The organism is Sphingobacterium sp. UME9 (assembly GCF_014170215.1).
In the GTDB taxonomy this organism is placed as follows: Bacteria; Bacteroidota; Bacteroidia; order Sphingobacteriales; family Sphingobacteriaceae; genus Sphingobacterium; species Sphingobacterium paramultivorum.
This window is the reverse complement of sequence record NZ_LZZP01000013.1, coordinates 1,420,039-1,441,785: the sequence shown is the minus strand read 5'-3', so window position 1 is coordinate 1,441,785 and position 21,747 is coordinate 1,420,039. Positions and strand designations below refer to the sequence as shown.

At 39.6% G+C, this 21,747-nt stretch carries 18 protein-coding genes; 11 read left to right on the top strand and 7 right to left on the bottom strand.

From position 1 onward, the window contains the following. Positions 1-77: 77 nt before the first annotated feature. The 3 genes from A9970_RS25170 (at position 78) to A9970_RS25160 (ending at position 4,909) form a co-directional block, all read left to right on the top strand. On the top strand, positions 78-446 hold the full coding sequence (locus A9970_RS25170; protein WP_120332728.1) for a DUF1801 domain-containing protein: 369 nt from the start codon (positions 78-80) through the stop codon (positions 444-446). A 188-nt stretch (positions 447-634) separates the two neighbouring features. Next, positions 635-3,901: a carboxypeptidase regulatory-like domain-containing protein gene (locus tag A9970_RS25165; RefSeq protein WP_182984117.1), complete on the top strand. Its 3,267-nt coding sequence runs from the start codon at positions 635-637 to the stop codon at positions 3,899-3,901. 63 nt (positions 3,902-3,964) lie between these two features. After that, positions 3,965-4,909 (top strand): MBL fold metallo-hydrolase, encoded by a 945-nt coding sequence (locus A9970_RS25160; RefSeq protein ID WP_182984116.1) that lies wholly within the window; start codon positions 3,965-3,967, stop codon positions 4,907-4,909. Positions 4,910-4,952: 43 nt separating this feature from the next. Here A9970_RS25160 and A9970_RS25155 read toward each other — a convergent pair whose 3' ends face one another. After that, positions 4,953-5,552, bottom strand: a complete 600-nt coding sequence (locus A9970_RS25155; RefSeq protein WP_182984115.1) for a nitroreductase family protein — start codon at positions 5,550-5,552, stop codon at positions 4,953-4,955. Between the two features lie 142 nt (positions 5,553-5,694). Between A9970_RS25155 and A9970_RS25150 the strand changes: the two genes are divergently transcribed. From A9970_RS25150 to A9970_RS25140, 3 genes are all read left to right on the top strand, one after another. After that, on the top strand, positions 5,695-5,991 hold the full coding sequence (locus tag A9970_RS25150) for a helix-turn-helix domain-containing protein (protein ID WP_198385931.1): 297 nt from the start codon (positions 5,695-5,697) through the stop codon (positions 5,989-5,991). Positions 5,992-6,025: 34 nt separating this feature from the next. Beyond that, positions 6,026-6,592 (top strand): Crp/Fnr family transcriptional regulator, encoded by a 567-nt coding sequence (locus A9970_RS25145; protein ID WP_120332724.1) that lies wholly within the window; start codon positions 6,026-6,028, stop codon positions 6,590-6,592. Positions 6,593-6,665: 73 nt separating this feature from the next. After that, entirely contained in the window at positions 6,666-7,751 is a 1,086-nt protein-coding gene (locus A9970_RS25140; protein WP_182984114.1) for a DUF418 domain-containing protein, read from the top strand. A 107-nt stretch (positions 7,752-7,858) separates the two neighbouring features. Here the strand turns inward: A9970_RS25140 and A9970_RS25135 are convergent, their stop codons facing one another. Both A9970_RS25135 and A9970_RS25130 read right to left on the bottom strand, forming a co-directional pair. Continuing rightward, positions 7,859-8,767, bottom strand: a complete 909-nt coding sequence (locus A9970_RS25135) for an NAD(P)/FAD-dependent oxidoreductase (RefSeq protein WP_182984113.1) — start codon at positions 8,765-8,767, stop codon at positions 7,859-7,861. Positions 8,768-8,777: 10 nt separating this feature from the next. Continuing rightward, positions 8,778-9,386: a bifunctional 2-polyprenyl-6-hydroxyphenol methylase/3-demethylubiquinol 3-O-methyltransferase UbiG gene (locus A9970_RS25130; RefSeq protein WP_182984112.1), complete on the bottom strand. Its 609-nt coding sequence runs from the start codon at positions 9,384-9,386 to the stop codon at positions 8,778-8,780. A gap of 266 nt (positions 9,387-9,652) precedes the next feature. Here A9970_RS25130 and A9970_RS25125 point away from each other — a divergent pair, with 266 nt between their 5' ends. Then, positions 9,653-10,315: a DUF1349 domain-containing protein gene (locus tag A9970_RS25125; protein WP_075993244.1), complete on the top strand. Its 663-nt coding sequence runs from the start codon at positions 9,653-9,655 to the stop codon at positions 10,313-10,315. Between the two features lie 45 nt (positions 10,316-10,360). Here A9970_RS25125 and A9970_RS25120 read toward each other — a convergent pair whose 3' ends face one another. From A9970_RS25120 to A9970_RS25105, 4 genes are all read right to left on the bottom strand, one after another. Beyond that, on the bottom strand, positions 10,361-11,140 hold the full coding sequence (locus A9970_RS25120; protein ID WP_182984111.1) for a helix-turn-helix transcriptional regulator: 780 nt from the start codon (positions 11,138-11,140) through the stop codon (positions 10,361-10,363). A 35-nt stretch (positions 11,141-11,175) separates the two neighbouring features. Further along, complete coding sequence (locus tag A9970_RS25115) at positions 11,176-13,731, bottom strand: BamA/TamA family outer membrane protein (protein ID WP_182984110.1); 2,556 nt, start codon at positions 13,729-13,731, stop codon at positions 11,176-11,178. A gap of 90 nt (positions 13,732-13,821) precedes the next feature. Next, positions 13,822-14,247 carry a GNAT family N-acetyltransferase gene (locus tag A9970_RS25110; protein WP_182984109.1) on the bottom strand — a complete coding sequence of 142 codons (426 nt, stop codon included), beginning with the start codon at positions 14,245-14,247 and terminating at the stop codon, positions 13,822-13,824. A gap of 55 nt (positions 14,248-14,302) precedes the next feature. Next, on the bottom strand, positions 14,303-14,758 hold the full coding sequence (locus A9970_RS25105) for a DUF1572 family protein (RefSeq protein ID WP_182984108.1): 456 nt from the start codon (positions 14,756-14,758) through the stop codon (positions 14,303-14,305). A gap of 501 nt (positions 14,759-15,259) precedes the next feature. Here A9970_RS25105 and A9970_RS25100 point away from each other — a divergent pair. From A9970_RS25100 to A9970_RS25085, 4 genes are all read left to right on the top strand, one after another. Next, complete coding sequence (locus A9970_RS25100) at positions 15,260-16,573, top strand: ATP-binding protein (protein WP_182984107.1); 1,314 nt, start codon at positions 15,260-15,262, stop codon at positions 16,571-16,573. A 90-nt stretch (positions 16,574-16,663) separates the two neighbouring features. Further along, on the top strand, positions 16,664-17,263 hold the full coding sequence (locus A9970_RS25095; protein ID WP_088162102.1) for a TetR/AcrR family transcriptional regulator: 600 nt from the start codon (positions 16,664-16,666) through the stop codon (positions 17,261-17,263). A 78-nt stretch (positions 17,264-17,341) separates the two neighbouring features. After that, on the top strand, positions 17,342-18,544 hold the full coding sequence (locus A9970_RS25090) for an efflux RND transporter periplasmic adaptor subunit (protein WP_120332716.1): 1,203 nt from the start codon (positions 17,342-17,344) through the stop codon (positions 18,542-18,544). Between the two features lie 14 nt (positions 18,545-18,558). Beyond that, entirely contained in the window at positions 18,559-21,747 is a 3,189-nt protein-coding gene (locus tag A9970_RS25085; RefSeq protein ID WP_182984106.1) for an efflux RND transporter permease subunit, read from the top strand.

Sequence of the window (21,747 nt, the reverse complement as noted above, 5' to 3'; positions counted from 1 at the left end):
AACAACAAAAGAAAATTGTAACTATATCATATAAAAAAGGATAAGTCTTGTATCTTTATTTGCAACACATCATTCATATGCAGGAGATCCAACATTTCTATCTGAACCAGAAAGAACCAAATAAAAGCTGTCTTTTAGCATTAAGACATATTATCCTTCAACAGGATGCGGATGTGAGTGAGACCATAAAATACGGTATGCCTTGCTTTTGCTATAGAAAAAAAGCATTCTGTTACCTTTGGACCGACAAACGGACTACATTTCCATACCTACTGATGGTTGAAGGTAAACATTTGGACCAGGTACAGCTGGAAGCAGGTCAGCGTCTTCGGATGAAAACATTGCCTATTGATCCACAGGAAGACCTTCCGATAGACACAATCGAAAGTATTCTAACGGCCGCCTTAAACCTCTATCGCAATGGCACAATTAAAATTAAAAAATAGCCCTCACCAGTGAAATAACCTATCATCAACCATCAAACGATAACCTATATAATTACCAAATGAAGGCTTCATATAGCAGCGATTGTGGAAATATTTAAATAATATTTACTTAACACAAAATCAATAATACTCTCCTACCTTTATCGCGGTTTAAAAATCACCTAGTCATTTAAACAGCTACAAAACAAATGAGAAAACATTTGATTACCAGCATTTTGCTAAGCACAATTGGTACATCACTTACCTATGCGCAAAATGAAACCACCTCTGCTCTGAATGGAACCGTCAGAGAGGGAAATTCGCCAATCAATGGGGCGACAATCGAAGCCATACATTTACCTTCTGGGACAAAGTACGTTACTTCATCGCGAAATGACGGTCGCTACAATCTTCCCAATATGAGAATTGGTGGCCCTTATCAAATCACCGTAACTTATCTGGGCCATTCACCCAATATCAAGCAGATAGAGAAACTAGCTTTGGGACAAAGCTCAACATTGGATATTCAGATGCAGTCCGCATCGCAGGTGTTGGATGAAGCGGTCGTTGTAGGAACGAGACAGGGAAAAGTCTTCAACTCCGGCCGAACGGGTGCAGCACAAAACATTTCAAGAACAGCGATTCAAAATCTACCTACACTTAATCGAAGCTTTACAGACTTTGTCAAACTGACCCCTCAATTTTCGATGCAGTACGGTAATCCTTCTTTTGCAGGAAGAAGCAACCTTGCAAATAACTTTACGATCGACGGAGCGCTATTTAATAATGCTTTTGGATTACAGGGAACTATCGGAAGTCAAACAAACTCGCAACCCATCAATATGGACGCCTTTGAGGAGATTTCAGTAAACATCGCTCCTTATGACGTCAGACAAAATGGTTTTACCGGCGCTGCAATCAATGCTGTAACAAGAAGCGGTACAAACGAAGTACAAGGTTCGTTAAATTATTATTTCAGAAATCAGAATTTAGTCAACAAATACAATTCGGCCGGGCTAAGAACACCAGTCAACAACTTCAGCTTAAAAGGCTATGGTTTTACCGTGGGGGGACCAATTATCAAAAACAAGCTGTTCTTTTTTGCAAGCGGCGAGCTTGAGCGAAGAACAGACCCAGGAACAAATTTTATAGCTTCACGTGGAGGAAATACGGGTCCAAATGTTTCAACCGTATCTGCGGAAAAACTTGATGATCTAGCCAACTACCTAAAATCGATCGGCTATAATCCTGGATCTTATCAAGATTATCCTTTAGATACACGCAGTGACAAATTTTCCGTTAAATTAGATTACAATATCGATCAAAAAAATACTTTAAGCGCCAAATATTTCTACTTTCGTTCCTATCGCGACATCCTACCGTCCAATAGTGGTGCGCCCAAAAATAATCGGCAACCGTCCAACCTTGGCCTACCTTTCAGCTCAGCAGGCTACGGTATAAACAACAATATGGACAATGTGAATTTAGAATTACGCACACGTATCAGTAGCAAATATTCAAATTCATTGACTGTAGGTTACAATGTCATGAACGATTTTAGGGAATCCAAAGGTGGTCAGCCATTTCCTTTGGTAGACATCATGAACCCCGACGGTAGTAGCATGACAGCATTTGGTTACGAGCCATTTACAGCATTTAATAGTTTAAAGACGAAGGTATTTCAAGCTACCAACAACTTTAATATTTATGCCGGAAAACATGAGATTACATTAGGTGCCAATTTTGAAAACTACAAAACCACCAATGGATTTGCACCGAACTATTATGGTGCCTATACATTTGCCAGTTTAGATGATTTCTACAACTCTGCAAAAAATAATGTTTCTAACGCAACCAAATACCAAATCCAGTATTCTGTTTTACCTGATGGATCTTTTCCTTACGCAGAGATTTCTGCACGTATGTTTGGTTTATATGCGCAGGATGCCTATGCTGTAAATGATCATTTTAAATTGACTGCTGGATTGAGAGCCGATTTGACGAACATATCATCTCCCAATGAACTGAAAAATGATAATGTAACCAAGTTGAATTTTGATCAAGGTGAAAAGATCGATGTATCAAAATATCCAAAGAGTGCAATTCTTTGGTCGCCACGAATTGGATTTAATTGGAATGTCAATGGAACCAGTCAAACGCAGGTACGTGGTGGATCGGGAATTTTTACAGGTCGTCCGCCATTAGTATGGATTTCTAATCAGGCCGGAAATAATGGTGTCATGTTTGGTTCTGAATCCATCAATAATCCAACAAATAGGCCGTTTACACCTGATGTAGATGCTTATCGCAATGTGAACCACCAAACTGCAGCCAACAACTCGAGTTACAACTTGGCGGTAACGGATAATAACTTCAAATTTATGCAGCTTTGGAGAACGAACCTTGCTGTTGACCAAAAATTACCGGGCGGTGTTATTGGTACTTTTGAAGCCATGTATTCGAAAGATATCAATTCGGTTTATTTCCGTAACGTCAATCTAAATACGACGGATGGAAAAGCTTTAGCTGGTGCCGATAACCGTATGCGTTATACAACACCACGTATCTATGGCGCCGCACAACCGACTCCTGAAAATCCTAACATTTCGGACGCTATTGTGATGTCCAATACATCAAAAGGCTATAGCTACACCCTGACAGGAACATTATCGAAAGAATTCAAAGGTGGTTTCTTTGCAAATATCGGTTATACCTATACAGATTCAAGATCTGTGAATGATGGAGGATCTATTGCACAGTCAATGTGGCGTGATCGTTATGTTTCGGGCAATCCAAATAGTGCTGATCTTTCTTATTCGACTTATCTGGTTAAAAATAGATTTATTGCCAACTTCTCGTACCGTAAAGAATACCTGGATCATTTAGGAACGACATTCTCTTTATTTTATCAACTGCAGGATGGGCCACGTTACTCCTATACCTATGGCGGTGACCTGAATAATGATGGTTTGTCGGGCAATGACTTGATCTATATCCCGAATAGTAAAGCTGAAATTGCTCTTGTTGGCGACAATGCGCAAGACACTCGGACAGCTGATCAACTATGGTCTCAATTGAACGGATACATTAATCAGGACAATTACCTGAATGCACACAGAGGCCAATACGCGAAACGTAACGCATTGGTAGGAAAAATGATCGGAACACTGGATATTCGTATCGCGCAAGATGTGTTTTTAAATACCAGCGGAAAGAAACATCAATTGCAGATTACTTTTGATGTATTTAATTTCGGTAATATGATCAACAAAAGCTGGGGAGTTGCCCAATTTGCCAACAAAGCAAACGGTATCTTAAATTACAAAGGATTGAATGCTCAGGGACAACCAACATTCTCATTCCCTTATTTAGATGCAACAAATCAGATTCCTTTAACCAACACTTTCTCGAACAGTGTGGATGAAACTTCACGCTGGAGAATTCAGCTGGGTGTACGTTACCGATTCAACCAATAAACAAAAAATAGTGTAAATTTGAACCCATCCTATAACAAAGGATGGGTTTTTAGTTTAATAATCATGAAAAAACTAGCGCTTTCCATTTTTACATTTCTTGTGACCATGACCTGTCAGGCACAGCATTTTGACCTTGTCCCGCTGGGAATATATGGTGGCGAACAAGAAGACAATCTTTCTGCTTATTTAGTAGGAACTCCAAAAGACACGGCCTTCCTTTGCCTCGATGCCGGAACCATAAATACAGGCATCAGAAAAGCCATTGCATTGAAAAGTCTAAATGGGTCGGTCGAAACAATTTTACATAACCAAATAAAGGGATATTTCATTTCCCATGGACATCTCGATCATTTATCGGGTCTTATTATTAATTCTCCTGCCGATAGCAAAAAGAACATTTTTGCTATTGATCCCGTCCTTCAAATTCTACAAAATCACTATTTTATCACGGATACCTGGATCAATTTTGGGGATCAGGGCCAAAAACCCATACTGGGAAAGTATCATTACAACAGTTTACAAGAGGGGCTGGAAACGCAAGTACCAAATACGGCATTATCATTGACGGCATACGAGCTGAGCCATGTAAATCCATATAAAAGTAGTGCTGCCCTCGTCCACTACGACAACCACTATCTCCTTTACCTTGGTGATACCGGTGCCGATCGGGTGGAAAAATCCGATCAGCTAGATAAGCTCTGGAATAACATTGCTCCACTGATCAAAAACAAACAATTAAACAGCATATTGATTGAAGTCTCCTTTCCAAATAATCAACCGGAAAATTTACTCTTTGGTCACCTAACCCCCAATTTGTTGCTAGAAGAACTGCTAAAGCTCAAAGAAAAAACGGGACTGAAAAACTTGGAAGGGCTAAGCATAGTGGTCACACACCGAAAACCAACTGGTAACAACCCTGAAATCATTAAAAACGAATTGCTCAAGAATAATCCACTTAAAGTAAATTATATTTTCCCCGAACAGGGCAAAAAGATACGTTTAAACTAATGTAAAAAAAGATGAAACCGATAGTGGTTTCATCTTTTTTTACCTAGAACTCTTCAATTATATCTGCAATTGTCAAGCGTGATTTTGCGGTAATGGCAGGCTGATTTGCATCCTCCACATGTCGATAGCCAATAGCAACTGCAAACAGCGTTTGATAGCCATCGAGTTCCAGTATTTCATCGTAGACGGAATTTTCAATTCCTTCCATCGGGGTTGCGTCAATATGATTTGCAGCACAGGCTGCAAGGAAAAATCCCAAAGAAAGATACACCTGTTGCTTCATCCAGGATTGAACATGGACCTCCCCTTTCGACTGCAAAAATTGCTTATAGTAATTAATCGATCCCTTTGGAAGCGTGTTTGCGATTTGCTCTTCAAAGCGATCTACATCGGTAAGTGCACTAAAGACAACCAGATGGCTTGCCTCATTTATCTTCTGTGCGTTCCAATAGGATGCGGCAGCGAGTTTTTGTTTCATGTCCCCAGAAGAAACAAAGAAAAACTTCCATGGCTGGCTATTGATGGAAGATGGACTCAATCGGATTATTTCCTTTAATTCAGCGATTTTCTCCTCCGGAATTAGCGCTTCTGAATTATACTTTTTCGTTGTGTAACGTTGCTTTGCAGTTTCTAAAAAATCCATAATATACAAGATTAAATTAACTATATTTTTTATAGTTGCAAACTTAAATATAGTGTTATATATTTGCAATAACGGTCAAACTTGATAGTAACAGATGTATTTGATAGACAACAAACAATATCCATGTAGTACCAGCCTGACTATGAAATACATAGGCGGCAAGTGGAAGGCAGTAATTTTGATTCATTTAATTGAAAAAAAACGCTATAATGAGCTGAGAAAAGAATGCGCCCTAATTACAGAGCGTACATTAAGCTTACAATTAAAGGAACTTGAGGCTGATGGTTTAGTAAAACGTACTGTACATACCGACAAAGCTCCTTTGAAAGTAGATTACGAACTGACAGAATTCGGAAAAACACTTGTTCCACTACTCGAGTCGATTGCTGAGTGGGGAAGAGAAACGGCGGGTCGGACCGAACGGATTCAACAAATGTAACTTCAGCAACTTTCGATCACTCAAATCAGCTATAATGAATGAGCATCTAAAAAAAATCAATGCTTTAATTGACGGTTTTGATGCGGAAACAAACTCAGCATTACAGGCCATTTCCAAAACCAAAAAATACAAAAAGGGCGAATTTCTTTTATATCAAGGTGAGGTTTGTAAGTCTAGCTTTTGGATAGAGGAAGGTATTACGAGGAAATACTATATGAATGAGAAAAAAGAAGTAACGACTGAGCTACTTTTTAAACATGATCTCGCAGTCGCCTTTAGCAGTTATGTTTCGAATCAGCCTAGCAGGGAGTTTATTCAGGCAATTACAGACGTTACTGTCTCGTGCATGGATAAAAACGCTTTTCAGCATCTCAAAATAAATCATCCTCAACTCATTCAACTCGATCTTTTAATGACAGAATACTATACAATGTGGTTAGAAAAGCGTCTATTTGAATTTCACACCCTCAGCGCCATGGAAAAGTATAAGCTACTCCTTAAGGAACAGCCAGATTTCATACGCCATATACCGCTTACCTATATTGCTTCTTATCTGGGAATTTCCCTAGAAACATTAAGCAGGGTCCGTACAAAAATCTAATTATTTGATTTAAATCAAATGCCAGACCAGTACATCTTTCAAAATTTGCAGTACATTTTGAAAATCAACTATCATGGCAGAAAAAATCAGATTTATAGGATTTGATATCCTGAGAGCTTACGCAATCTTTGGGATGTATATCGTCAATTTTAATCTCGTTCTTGGAGATCCACAACATACCAGTTGGCTAGGCCAGTTTCTCACGCTCTTTAGCGGCAATTCGAGTACAATATTTGTTGTCCTATCAGGCATGGGACTTACCTTGCGAACAGAAAAATCTATTTACGCTTCTCCGCAAGAACAAGTTAAACTAAAGACTATTGTGCAGAAAAAAGCAGGTTTTCTATTTGTTCTCGGATTATTATTATCTATTTTGTGGCCTGCAGATATCCTTCACTTTTATGGATTTTACATGTTTATCGCCTCTTCCTTGCTATTCGTTGATAAACAATACTACATATATGGGGCAATTTTCTTCACGATCGTTTTTCACCTTTTGCTCATTTTAATTCCTTATGAAACCGGATGGAATTTCGATACACTAACTTATACCGACAACTGGAGCCTAAAGGGGTTTATCAGGAACTCTTTATATAATGGCTGGAATTCTATTTTTCCGTGGATGTCTTATTTCATGATCGGTATGTACCTGGGTAAACTGGACTGGACCAACGCCATCGTTCAAAAAAAACTGTTTTTCATAGGATTGGTATTATACCTGGCAGTACAAGTTGCACAATATATTCCTCAAAACCTCATTGGCATAACAGCCTACTCTTTTCTAAACGCGGATTATCTTCCTCCGGTACTTCCATTTTTAATAAGTACAATAGGTTTTAGCCTGCTACTTATTAGCAGCTTCATGTACATTAGCCGCTTTATTACTCCCAATACATTTGTCAACTGTCTCGCGAAAACTGGCCAGATGACATTAACGCATTATATATCCCATTTAACATTAGGCATCCTATTATTTTCTTTTTTGGCTAGCAAGGGGGTGTTTCATCAAGTAATCGACCAGCAAGCAACCTTATCACCAGGGATAATTCTCTTCCTATCATCGACTTATTTTATAGGCAGCTACTACTTCAGCAAAATTTGGACAAAAAAATTTAAAAACGGTCCATTTGAATTTCTTTTAAGACGAGCATCGAACTAGGGTCCCGCTTAAAGGTAGTATTTACGCATCAGGAAGTTTTTGTGATATAAACTTCCTGATGAATTAACAAAGTGCGATCACATCCGGAAAACAGATCAATGCGGCCACTAAAAAACCTCGTCGACAAGTTCTTTATTAACCATTGCTCCAGCTAGGTTTCCTGTCGCAACAGCATTCGCCACCGAACGCATTATACTAGAATTATCTCCACAGGCAAAAACACCCGCAACTGTTGTTTTCTGGAAATTGTCTACTTTTATATGTCCCTGATCGGTCAATTCGCAACCTAACATGGCAGGAATAAGCGAATGTTGCCTGAAAGGAATGGCAGCATAAACAGCATCAAAGGCAAGTTCACGACCGTCTTTTAATTGTACCTGCTGAACCCATCCATTCTTGTGCTGGATTTTACTTATTTCTTCTTCAATAATCGAAATACCGTGTAACTTCAGTTTTGCTTTCTGCTTAACATCAAAACTAGCCTTACCCAAAGTCAATAGCGTTAAGTCAGATGACAGATTGTGAACCAAACCTGCAAGGTGAAGAGCTCTTTCACCATTGGCCATAATAGCAGTTTTTCCTTTTCGAAATTCATAACCGTGACAATATGGGCAATGGATAACCGAAATTCCCCAACAGGCTGAAAATCCCTGTATGCTAGGCATAATATCTTCCACACCGGTCGCAAAAATGAGCTTTTTAGCCTGAAAGACGTCCCCATTTTCGGTGGTTATTTCATACCCTGTAGCTGTCTTCGTGCCGCTCACAGCAAGCCCTTTCTGGAACTTGACACTCGGGTAGTTCAGGACTTCTTCCCTTGCTTTTTTCGCTATACTGAGCGGCTTTTCACCATCATGCGTGATGAAATTATGGGAGTGCGGCGTCTGTCGATTACATGGTAGCCCACTATCGATAATCAACACATTCCGCAAGGAACGTCCCAATGCCATCGCTGCAGAAAGCCCCGAATAACTTCCCCCAACAATAATTACCTCATAGCTTCTATCATCTTTCATATATACATTATTAAATATTAATCCTCTTCTGACAAATGATGAAGTAGAATGGAAAATTTTCCTCCACTTCCCTAATTTCCATTAATCCATAGGGATCGAATTCGGCATGAATGGAATCAACATCGTAAAAGAACATATGTACTCCACCAAACATTGCAAATCGATCAGTGCCTATGGCCTCTCCCTTTCCGTAGATGCTTGCTTGCTTTGATACGGTCGTAAAAATCATATAACCTCCTTCAGCTAATTGGTCAAAACAATGCTGGATTAACGCATTACGTTCATCAGCATCCAATAGATGAATAAGCCCGTAACAAAATATACCATCATATATATCCTGATCAAAAGGCATTTCATTAACTGAACCATGATGGATAACCGTATCTGCCCCAAAGGATTTCCGGGCGAGCTCTATTGCCGTTTTCGAGATCTCAATGCCTGTAATTTTTATTCCGTTTTCCGAAAAAGGGCGACCATTGCGACCGTAGCCGAACCCAGGAATCAATATATTTTTTATGTTATGCTCCAAAAAAAAGCCTAATGCAAAAATTGTAGACTTTGCGGCTTCATCCCCCCACATTTCTTGCTTCTCTATAAAATTACGTTCCCAAAATTCCATACTGCTGTTGCTTATATTGTTTAAAATTGAAATCGATCCTGTTGGCTATACCAATACGGTACTACAATGGATTAAAAGTCAACTCAGCGAAGATAGTACTTTTCACTATTGCAACTATGTAGCAAAAACACTAAATGCAATTAAATTGCAAATAAATTACAATAGGATGAATTATTGAAATCATGGTTATTTATCAGTATTGAAAATCTGTGCTATGCTTAAATATCTTTGCTGATGAAAATGAATATCATCACAAAAACAAAAACATGAAAACTATAAAGACATTTTTAGCAGCTTCATTATTTCCATTGCTTACGATACAGGCCAGCGCACAAAAATTGGATAAGATGCTTTGGTTTAACGAACCAACAGAATGGAACATCAAAGACAATTCGCTTTCGATGTTCGTTACGCCTAAAAGCGATTATTGGCGTATCTCTCATTATGGATTTACAGTAGATGACGCCCCCTTTTTCTATACGCTACGCGGGGGAGAGTTTGAAGTCAAGGCGAAGATCTCGGCGAACTATCAAACCCGGTTCGATCAAGCAGGTATTATGCTGCGCATTGATCATGAAAACTATATAAAAGCAGGAATCGAATTTGTCGACGGAAAATACAATTTAAGTACGGTCGTTACACATAAAACAAGTGATTGGAGCATTGTTCCGATCGATAAGGAAATCCCCTACATCTGGATCAAGGCGATACGTCGATTAGATGCTGTCGAATTTTTCTATTCCTTTGATGACAAGGAGTATATCATGATGAGAAATGCCTGGCTACAGGATAATCACCCTGTTATGGTCGGTTTAATGGCAGCTTCACCAGACGGCAATGGCTTTCAGGCCAAATTTGATTATTTTACGATCAAACACCTTGCAGATCAACGTCGAAGCAAATGGCTGAAAGAGAATAATTCAAACTAAAAATACCGACGCCCGCCTAAGACAGTCGCATAGGTGGGCGTTATCTTAAGTCAGTATATCCTGCTGCATCTTGTTAAACACACTCACTGCTTCATATGAATTTCGTACACGAAGCTTTTGGAGTATATTTTGCCGATGCCGATTAACTGTATTTAAGCTCAGGCCTAGTTTTTCGGCAATTCGTTTACTAATCATGCCCTCCTTGATACAACTTAAAATTTCTTTCTCTCGTGTACTAATTGACGTTTTCGCACCATAACCATCCAAGTGATGAACTACGCCTGTTACCTGATTGAGGATATAATTTCGGAGATTGATTGACGTTTCAGTTTCTGGTAATAGGGTATAACAGCATAAAGCCAACTGTGGGAATTCCGGTCCCGGGGTGTCCAAGTAAAAAATTTGATGGGACAGCTGCATGATTTGCCCCTCTCTCCCTTCGACCCGCAGGATGCTGTTTGCTTGATAATTGAATCGCTCCGCCCGATCCATTTTTTTGACCAAGTTGAGAAATTGAAGCTCCAAAGCATGCTTGATGGCCAAATCATCGGGGTAAACACGTTCGAGAAGAAAATCTTCCCAAATACCGTTTATTTCCAGTTTCTTTTCATCTGCAGGAAGATGAAGTCGCTCCGCAATTGTCCCTAAATATGTATAACTCCAGTTCGCTGTCAGGTCACTCAGTACAGCTATACCATTATGAATGTCGGCAAAAGTTTTTGCGTAACTCTTATAATGTTTTAGCACAGATAAATCAATGCTGCTATTTCGTAGTCTACGCTCCGAAAAATTCTTATCTAATTTTTTTTTGATCTCCGATTTCATTTCATTTCACACTTAAAAAGCTTCATTTTAGGTCTTTAAAAAGAAAGTCCAACGCGAAGATAAGGCAAGGTTGCTTCTTTACTAAAACCGACTACCCCCTGAATCGTGAGCAGATCTCCAGGCATAAAATAAATTCCGCCGCCGTACCCCATATGCCAGTCATTGGAATTTTCATGACTCATCCATACCCTTCCGACATCATAAAAACCAATTGCCCCGACTGTTCCAGGAACGATATAAGAAGAGTAGCTAAATAATTTTAATCGCATGTCAAAATTATTATATAGCGCTGTTTTCCCAGTGAACCGTCGGGAATTATACCCTCTTAAGCTCATTTCCCCTCCAATTTGCGCATGCTGATAAAAATAGGGATCTCCCCATACCGCATCAAATCCCACACGGTTGGCGAAAGTAATATAGTTATCGGCAACCGTTTTATAAAAACTCATGGAATGCTGCAATTTTGTATAATTGCGGCCCTCCCCTCCAATTTCAGCATTCCAGCCCAGCCTGGTATGTACGTATATTCCAGATTTAGGATTGGCCATATTATCACGTGTATCATAATCTATCCCGCCAGTAAGACCAGTAAAGAAATTACTCCCATAGATAGGTTCCGATGGATATTTTTGATGGAATTCCTCAAAATAACGTCCAACATTATTCGATTCTCTACTCGTATAATATTCAGAAGAAGATCCATAGAACACCTTGAATTTAGGTTCTAGGTACTTTTCCAGAAAAATGTCACCGCTCACAAGATCAAATCGATTTCGGTAATACGAAATGCGCTTTGAATCCGATTTATCGAAAATAGTATTGTTTCCATATCCAAAGAAATTACTCAGGTTTTTGGGACCAAGGGACGAAAGATGAATATAAAGATCATGCCCTGCAATGAGATCTTTATAATTCCCTTTGTAATCAAACATAAATGATTCGCGACCGGTCAAATAACTGCCTAGAAACTGATGCCGATAGGCATAAGGCTTCTTTCTGAACCCCTGATTCTCGATCATATACCCCAGCCCAAAAATAAGTCCACGATCAACTCCATAATCTAGGTTAAAAACGACCCCTTTACGATCATAGATAAAATTTTCATAGTCAAACTTATGGACAGCGCTGTCTTTGCTCAACTTCAGATGGATAGCATCATCAACCTGCATAGCACCCGGCACCTGATTTTTACCATCATAGATATAAACTTTGCTGCCATTGGCAAATTTATCAGTTGTACGATATAGATTCTGTCCATCCCCCCCAATTAGCCGGATCTTTATGGGCGATTTGCCCGATCCATGTAACTTATATTCGTCAGTGCCCGATATGCCATATATACGAACTTCTTTGGTCTGATCAGGTACAAAGGTGCGTTTTAGCAGTTTTCGCCCTTCGGTACCATCTTTTTTCTTGTTGTGGATATTGACAGTGACCGAGCCATCCTTATTGTAATCGACATCCACAAATTCAGATTTGGCGGACAATGGTAGTTCAACGACACGCGCAAGAAATCGATAGTAGGTCAGTCCGCTTTCCATCAGCTCGTCCCTTCTTGAACGAATATTTGTTTCCAATTCATTCGCGCTCATTTTCACAATTGTATCAGGCATCGTTAACATCGCTTGATGAATCAACGAATCCGTCAGTGTTTTCTGAACAAACTGTATTTCGTCAATCCATTCATCCTCTGTAAGATGAGTGAGAAAAAAATGATCAAAAGTACTCGCATTAAAATTCCAATGGGGCACATTTCGGATATGCGGACTAAAGGGTTGCAAATGAGCCTTCAGCCATTGATAGGAAAGTAATGTGGGAAATACACCCGAAGTTTTATAATATACCTTATCCCGATCCCTTGGGACGGGGGTATAGATCTTTTTACCTTTTTCTTTTTCGGGATCCCAACGCCAATTATCTTGATGACGATCCCAGTCCCCAAGCGTAAAGTCGAGCATCCGCGCACGTAGCGTGAGCTTCTGATCAATTTGCGTATCGTTGTCTTCCAACACTTTACGCATGACTTTTGCGCTATTATCTGTTTTTTGATCCTCAAAAGGGGTGCGCGCCTCAAACATATAGGCCCTATTTTTAAATACCTCACGATACTCGCCGAACCTAGGGTCATCTCCTACAAAAACCAGTTCTGGCGAAGCTGAAGGAATACCTAAGGCTTTATTAAATGGCGGAACGGTCAATGCACCAAATGGATGATGTATCGAAATCTGATCTTGTACTATATCTTTTGCAAATGTCTTTCGAAGGCTTTCTGGTAGACTACGTTCAGGGTATTTCTGAATAGACCTGAGAACCCACTCCCTACCCATAGAATCTACCAGTCGAAGTGACTGTGTCTGCATACCACCACCCAACTTAACAATCTGAAGCCCGCCCCGCTCAGTAGCGAGATCCATCACACGCATCTTAACAGGAGTATTGTATAGTTTACGGTAACTATCTCCAAGCCAAAATCGATGCAATAAACCCACTCGGTCATATTCAGGTGCGATCACCGTGGTAATACTGTCCATACGTTGTGCATGCGAATTAAAAACACAGCAACAGGCAATTAATGTAAAGATTCTTCTCATTTTATCTAAGTCGGGTCTTCGAGAAATCAACAGTCGATACAGGTAGAATGTTTGATGGTCTCGATATCTAATTGGGCTAAAGTTCACCTTTTAAAGCAAAGAATCAAAAACTTTCTGCTCCTTTTTTAGTATAAAACCGCTATTTTGATAAAACTTATGGCTCTCGGTCCGAATGATATTGCATCTGACACGCAAACGGTAACAATCGAGAGACCTAGACCAATCAGATGCCGTATGCAATAATAATCGACCTAGCCCCCGACCTCGATATTCTTCATCGACAACCAAGCCAATGATTTCTACATAAACACCAGTCTCCATACTGATTACCTGATGAAGTTGAATCCAGCCAACTGTTTTATTATCAATAATCCCCACAAATACAGCATACTCCTGCTTCCGCAACAGATCCTCCAAAATAGTTTTCATTCCCTCAATATCGGCTGGATACCCCAGCTGTTCGGTCAAGGTTGCGAGCTCCGGGGCATCAGATAATACCGCTTTTCTTACATCCATACTATAAATTTGTTTCCTATGTTTTAGAATAAGAATAGGTTTACCAATACATTAACTACACCTCAGGTTGATCCAGCAGTCGGCGGTGATAGTTTATTTGGCCAAGGTGATAAGTTAGGTGGGTGGTCAGATGAACAAGCAAATACTGCGTTGTTGTTTTTTTCTCAAACACGCGTATAGGATATATCTCAAGAAGATTCTCCTCTGACAACAGATCCAAAGAGCGTGTAACCACATCAATCGTATCATCTATCTGATCTATTAATCGTGTTCGAGGAATGTCTTTTAACGAAAACTCGGCCGCTCGATCTCTGATATACCCAGTCTTGCCTATTTCAGCACCAATATATGTTTGAAGATTTCCGATCAGGTGTAAACATAAGTTGCCAGCTGAATTGGAAATATTACGTTCAATAAGCCATATATTTCCTTCCTGTTTGTACAAAGAAATTTCATCACGCAGCCTGTTTAAGTCCCGTCGGAAAAGGCTTTTTAAAGTTTCTATAAGCATAGACTAAATTTAGGTATATTTTCTACCAAAAAAGCAACTTCTATATCAACACATCAACTTTAGCCGTCAATGGCCATATGGATACGAATGAAAAGTATACATCTCCACATGATATTATGTAATTTTAAGCTACTTAAAGCCCAATAACCATGAAGATAGTTTCAAATTTCCCAAAGAAAACCTGGGTAATTTTTAGTGTAATAACAGTTGCGGCCACCATTCTCTTCGCTAAATGCGATAGCCCATCCGATGGAAATAACAGATTGGGCTTTCCATTTCCTTTTTATGAATATATTGGCGGCAAACACTCATTTGAACCTGAGAATCGAAGTAGTTTCAATTTTATTTATCTTCTTTTCGATCTTATTATCTATTTTGGACTTGCTTATTTTTTCACATTTTTAATCAAGAGATCTAAAAAATAGTGTACATTGAAATGGAATTAATCGACCAAATTATTTCCATCTTTTTTTACAAGTTTTAAGCTAAACCGTCTTTACGATGAAGAAGAGCACAAAAATAACCAACCAAAGTATCGAATCTGCAGGACTTCCCAAAGACCCCAAACATGCCATTGCTGAATATATCTGGAATGGATTTGATGCAAAAGCCACACAGATCGAACTCTTCATAGACAGTAATGAATTAGGCTACATTAATCGTATAAGCATACAGGACAATGGCGAAGGCATATCCCTAGAGACGCTTTCTTCCTCATTTGGAAACTTTTTGGATTCTATAAAAAAGAACAGCCTCAGACGCAGCTCCTATACAAGAGGAAAAAAGGGAAAGGGCCGATTTTCTTTCTCGCTTTTTGCAACACGTGCAATTTGGAATACTGTTTTTCAAAAGGATGAATATTTCTCAAACTACCGAATTCAAATCGATCGCGAAAGTAAAGAGCAATACGATATCAGTGAAAGCATGCCAGTAGTACATAAAAATACAGGAACACAAGTTACTCTTGAAGGCGTTTTTGGACTTAATGCTACATTTTTTGAAAGCGATGACTTTAACAATTTCCTCGCACAAGAATTCGGTTGGTTTCTCTACTTGAATAAGGAAAGGAATTATGCCATACGCGTCAATGGAAAGTTGTTGGCTTATGATCATTTAATCCAGGAAGCTGATCAACTATCGTGGACTGGCTATAGCCCCGACCAGGATACTTCCTATAGTTTCACCATCAATTATATTCGCTGGAACCAGCAAATTGGTGATCGATATTATTATTATTTTCTTAATAGTGATAAAAAGGAAATTGCCAAAGTACTTAGCAGTTTCAATAATAACGCGATCAATTTCCACCACTCCGTCTATGTGGAATCTACCTTCTTTGATCATTTCGAACAACAAGATATCCTCCTATCTACAGAAGATAATCTTTTCTCGGGGAAAGCCAAACAAGTTATTTATCGAAATTTACTTGCCGAGTTACGTGATTTACTCGATAGAAAACAAAAAAAATATGTACTAGAGCACGCTGTCGCGGTAAAATTAACAGATCTTGAAAGAAAGGGCCTACTACCCGCATACAACAACTCGGAAAAGGATAAAAAAAGAAAAACCCTATTCTTAGCATTAGTACAGGAATTATATATTGTAGATCCACGCATTTTCTTCGGCATTAAAACAGACCTTATCCGCACCTATCTTGGTTTCATCGACCTGTTATTGCAATCGGAAAAAAGTACTGAAATTCTCCCTATCATCGAACAGGCACTTCCCCTAACTGAGAAAGAAAAAAATCGCATAAAACAGATTGTAACCCTTGCTGCAAGCCCTGAAAACGCTTCTTCCGAACCGAAAAAATAAGGCCTTTTTATTTAATGACTTTTAGATGTCAATAAATAAAATTAAAAGTATCACTTTTGCCTAACACTGTTAAATTATTTACGCATTAGCATGGGTAGTAAAGAACGCATACAACGGCTCAAAGATGAGAATAGAACCAATATTCTAGATGCTGCGCTCCAAATCGTCAAAGAAGAAGGATGGCAGGCCCTGAGTATGCGCAAAATTGCAGATATCATTGAATATACTGCCCCTATGATATACGAGTATTTCGCCAATAAAGATGCCATCTTGATGGAACTTGCCAACCAAGGCTATCTCCTGCTTGCCAAAAAAGTAAAGCAAGCCAAATCAACTGAAACCGATCTGGAGAAACAATTGGAAGCAATGTGGTTTAGCTATTGGGATTTCGCCTTCGAAGAACGTGAATTATATCAGTTAATGTTCGGCGTTGGAACAGCCTGTTGTGGATTTGAAAAAACGTATAAATGTGCAGAATCCCATGGGAAATTGATAAGTGATGTCATCCGTGAAATCATGAAAGAGAAAAATCCATCCGAAGAATTGATCTGTAGAAAGTATTTCACCTACTGGTCTATTATACATGGATTGATTTCGATCAATCTGGTAAACCAAGGTAATGGCGAAAATACCAATCAAGAAGTATTAAAGGATGCTATTTACGGCATCACACGCTCCCTGACTGACTAAATTTTTTTACAGCAAAAAATACAACGTTAAAAAATCTAACACCGTTAAATACACCAAAACTTCAATTTTTAATATCACATGAAAACAAATTTATCACCAAGTCTTAAAAAGATTTACGTTCCAGCACTTAACAGTGTTAAACGAATTAATATCGTAAAGACTGCATATGTGTTGAGTGCAATCTTTCTATACAGTTGCTCAACCGGAACAAGTAAACCCATTGATCCACCACCAGTTAACCTTCCGGTCGTTACCATCGAGAACGGTAACGAGACAGTTTACCAGGAATATCCAGCGACTATTGAAGCTTCTGCCAATATTGAGATCAGACCACAGGTAGAGGGAATTTTGGAAAACATCTATGTCGATGAAGGAGCCAAAGTGACTAAAGGTCAGGCACTTTTCAAGATCAACGACCGCCCCTATCAGGAACAATTAAACCAAGCGAAGGCAAATTTACTGGCAGCAAAAGCTAGTCTGGAAAATGCGGAGTTAGAAGTCGAAAAGAAAACAAAGTTGGTGAATACCAAAGTACTGACAGACTTCCAGCTAAAAACAGCTATTAGCGCACGTAATGCCGCTAAAGCAAATGTACAATTGGCACTATCGGCCGTTGAAACCGCAAAAATCAATGTCGGATATACACTAATACGGGCTTCAGCCGAAGGATACATCGGTAGATTACAACGCAAACAAGGGAGTTTGGTTGGTCCCACAGACGCACAACCACTTACCGCATTGTCAAATGTAAGAGATCTTCATGTTTATTTCTCACTGGGAGAAAATGACTTTATCGCATTCAAAAACAATACAGAAGGGAGTAATTTACAACAAAAGCTTCACAACCTCCCTCCGATCAGCTTAGTTCTTTCGGATCAGACAATTTATGATCAGAAAGGAAAAATAGATATGGTGGACGGGCAGTTTGATAAAAATACCGGTGCGATTACACTTCGTGCAACATTCAACAATCCGGAGGGAGTTTTGCGCAACGGAAACACCGGTCGTGTAAGGCTACAGAAGAAGTATGCACAAGCATTATTGGTACCGCAACTTGCTACCCTTGAAATGCAGGATAAAATCTTCGTTTATACCGTTGGTAAAGAAAATAAAGTTGTTCAACAACCTATTACTGTCATTGGAAAAAGTGGTGCAAATTACCTGGTAAGTAAAGGGCTGAATGCGGGAGACCGAATTGTCTACAAAGGCATTGACTTGCTTCAGGATGGTCAGAAAATTACACCACAAGCCTTATCAAGAGATAGCATCAATTCATTATAATATTAGAAAATCACATGCTTAAGAAATTTATAGAAAGACCTGTACTTGCTACCGTTATCTCCATATTACTTGTCATATTGGGGGTGATTGGTATCCTCAAACTGCCATTGCAGCAGTTTCCCGATATTGCACCGCCCGCAGTGCAAGTAACGGCATTATATCCTGGGGCAAATGCCGAAACGGTCCTTCGTGCCGTAGCCCCCTCACTCGAAGAGTCAATCAACGGTGTTGAAAATATGAGCTACATGAGCTCTACCGCCAGCAACGACGGTTCGTTAATGATTACGGTATATTTTAAACTTGGTACAGACCCTGACCAAGCTGCTGTAAACGTCCAAAATCGTGTGGCTCAGGCAACCAGCCAATTGCCGGCTGAAGTTGTACAAGCCGGGATCACCACGGCAAAACAGCAAAACAGCTTGATCATGGTATTGGATCTTTATACGGAAGATCAGAGTAAATACGATCAGACCTTTATTACCAATTACGCCCAGATCAATATTATTCCTGAACTGAAACGGATACCTGGGGTTGGACAAGCATTGCCATTTGGTGGTAGCAAAGACTACTCCATGCGTGTATGGCTCAATCCAAATCAAATGGCGACCTATAAATTAACGCCTGAGGAAGTAATGGCCGCCATTCAAGATAAAAACGTTGAAGCTGCTCCGGGTAAATTCGGAGAGAGCAGCCGTGAAGCTTTTGAATTTGTAATCAAATATAAAGGTAAACTCAACCAGCCAAGTGATTACGAAAATATTATTATCCGCTCCAATACAGACGGTTCTGTACTAAAACTCAAAGACGTCGCTCGTGTCGAACTGGGATCCTATACCTATGCGAGCCATACGCGCATCAACGGTAAAGCAGGATTGAATATTGGGGTAATGCAGCTTGCAGGTTCGAATGCAAATGAAATTCAGATTGCCATTCAAAAATTCATGGAGAAAGCCTCTTTAAGCTTTCCAAAAGGTGTCAAATATCTCGTTTTATACAACACAAAAGATGCACTTGATCAATCCATTGACCAAGTAAAACATACACTAGTTGAAGCATTTATACTGGTATTTTTAGTTGTCTTTCTATTCCTTCAAGATTTTAGATCGACATTGATACCAGCGATTGCGGTACCGGTAGCCATCGTGGGAACATTTTTCTTCATGCAGCTCTTCGGCTTTTCAATCAACCTACTGACTTTGTTTGCTCTGGTGCTAGCCATTGGGATTGTCGTCGATGACGCGATTGTGGTTGTGGAGGCTGTTCATGCCAAGATGGAGCATGAAAATCTCCCGCCTAAGCTTGCTACGACATCTGCCATGAGTGAAATCACAGGCGCCATCATCTCGATTACATTGGTGATGTCTGCCGTATTCCTTCCCATCGGCTTTATGGAAGGCTCTACCGGGGTGTTTTATAGACAATTTGCTTTCACTTTGGCGATTGCAATCGTTATTTCAGCAATCAATGCCTTGACACTAAGTCCTGCGTTATGTGCGCTCTTCTTAAAACCAACGCATCATGGTCATACTGATGCCAAGAAACTTAATTTCAAAGAGCGTTTCTTCGCTGGATTCAATGTCGGATTTGATCGGTTGACGAAGAATTATTTAGGTAGTTTACGCTTCTTGATCCGCTACAAATGGGTTGCATTTGCAGGATTGGGAATTACCCTGCTTTTGACCGTGTTTATGATCCGTAAAACACCTACTGGATTTATCCCATCAGAAGATCAAGGATTCATTGCTGTATCCTTATCTATGCCAGCAGGTGCTTCTTTGGATCGTACCTCTGGAGCATTAGCCGAAGCAGAGAAGCAACTTCAACATGCTGATTTTACCAAAACTTTAAATGTACTTGCTGGTTTCAATATTTTGACACAATCCACAAGTCCATCAGCCGGTGTTGCATTTATCCTCCTCAAACCACATGAAGAACGTGGTAAGATAAAAGACATCAATGCTATTATGGCCGATGTCAATCAGCGATTGGCAAATATCAAAGGCGCAAATTTCTTTGTCTTTACCTTCCCTACTGTCCCAGGATTCAGTAACGTGGATGGTCTGGATATGGTACTGCAGGACCGGACCGGTGGACAACTCGGAAAATTCAGTGGCATAGGCCAAAAGTTTATTGGCGAATTGATGAAACGTCCAGAAATTATGATGGCTTTCACAACCTTTAAAGCGGATTATCCACAATATGAACTCCAGGTAGATGATATCAAAGCAGAACAACTTGGCGTAAGCACAAAAAGCATCTTACAGACTATGCAAGCCTATTTTGGTAGTGCCCAAGCCTCAGATTTTAATCGTTTTGGAAAGTATTATCGTGTGATGGTCCAAGCTGATGCCAAGGATAGAAGTGAACCAACTTCAATGGACGGTATTTTTGTAAAAAACAGATTGGGAGACATGGTTCCCATCAATACATTAGTCAAATTAGAACGTGTATATGGTCCGGAAACAGCATCTCGTTACAACTTATTCAATTCGATTGGAATAAATGCGATACCAAAACCAGGATATAGTTCCGGAGATGCTATCCGTGCAGTTGAAGAAGTTGCAAAACAACAATTGCCGACCGGATTTACTTATGAGTTCTCAGGTATGACTAAAGAAGAAATTGTCTCCGGAGGCCAATCCACATTGATTTTTATTCTCTGTCTGATATTCGTTTATTTTCTGCTTGCAGCACAATATGAAAGCTATATCATTCCATTGGCGGTTATTCTCTCTATTCCTACAGGTATATTTGGGGTCTTCGCAGCAATTAGCTTCACTGATATTGCCAACAACATCTATGTACAAGTCGCACTCGTTATGTTGATTGGATTATTGGCCAAAAATGCCATTCTGATCGTAGAATTTGCCATCCAAGGACGCAAACAGGGACTATCAATTCCTAGTGCCGCACTTAAAGCAGCGAGATTACGTTTGAGACCTATTATTATGACATCCTTAGCTTTTATCGTTGGTATGATTCCAATGATGACAGCAGTAGGTCCATCAGCGCAAGGAAATCATTCAATCAGTATTGCCGCTGCGGGAGGGATGTTTACTGGAGTAGTTTTAGGGCTCTTTATTATCCCTATTCTCTTTATTTTCTTCCAATTTATCCAAGAGAAAATAGGAGGTGCTCCAAAGCAAAAACAACATGAAAACAATGCCGTTTCGTTGGAAATACCCGTGCATACAAACAATTAG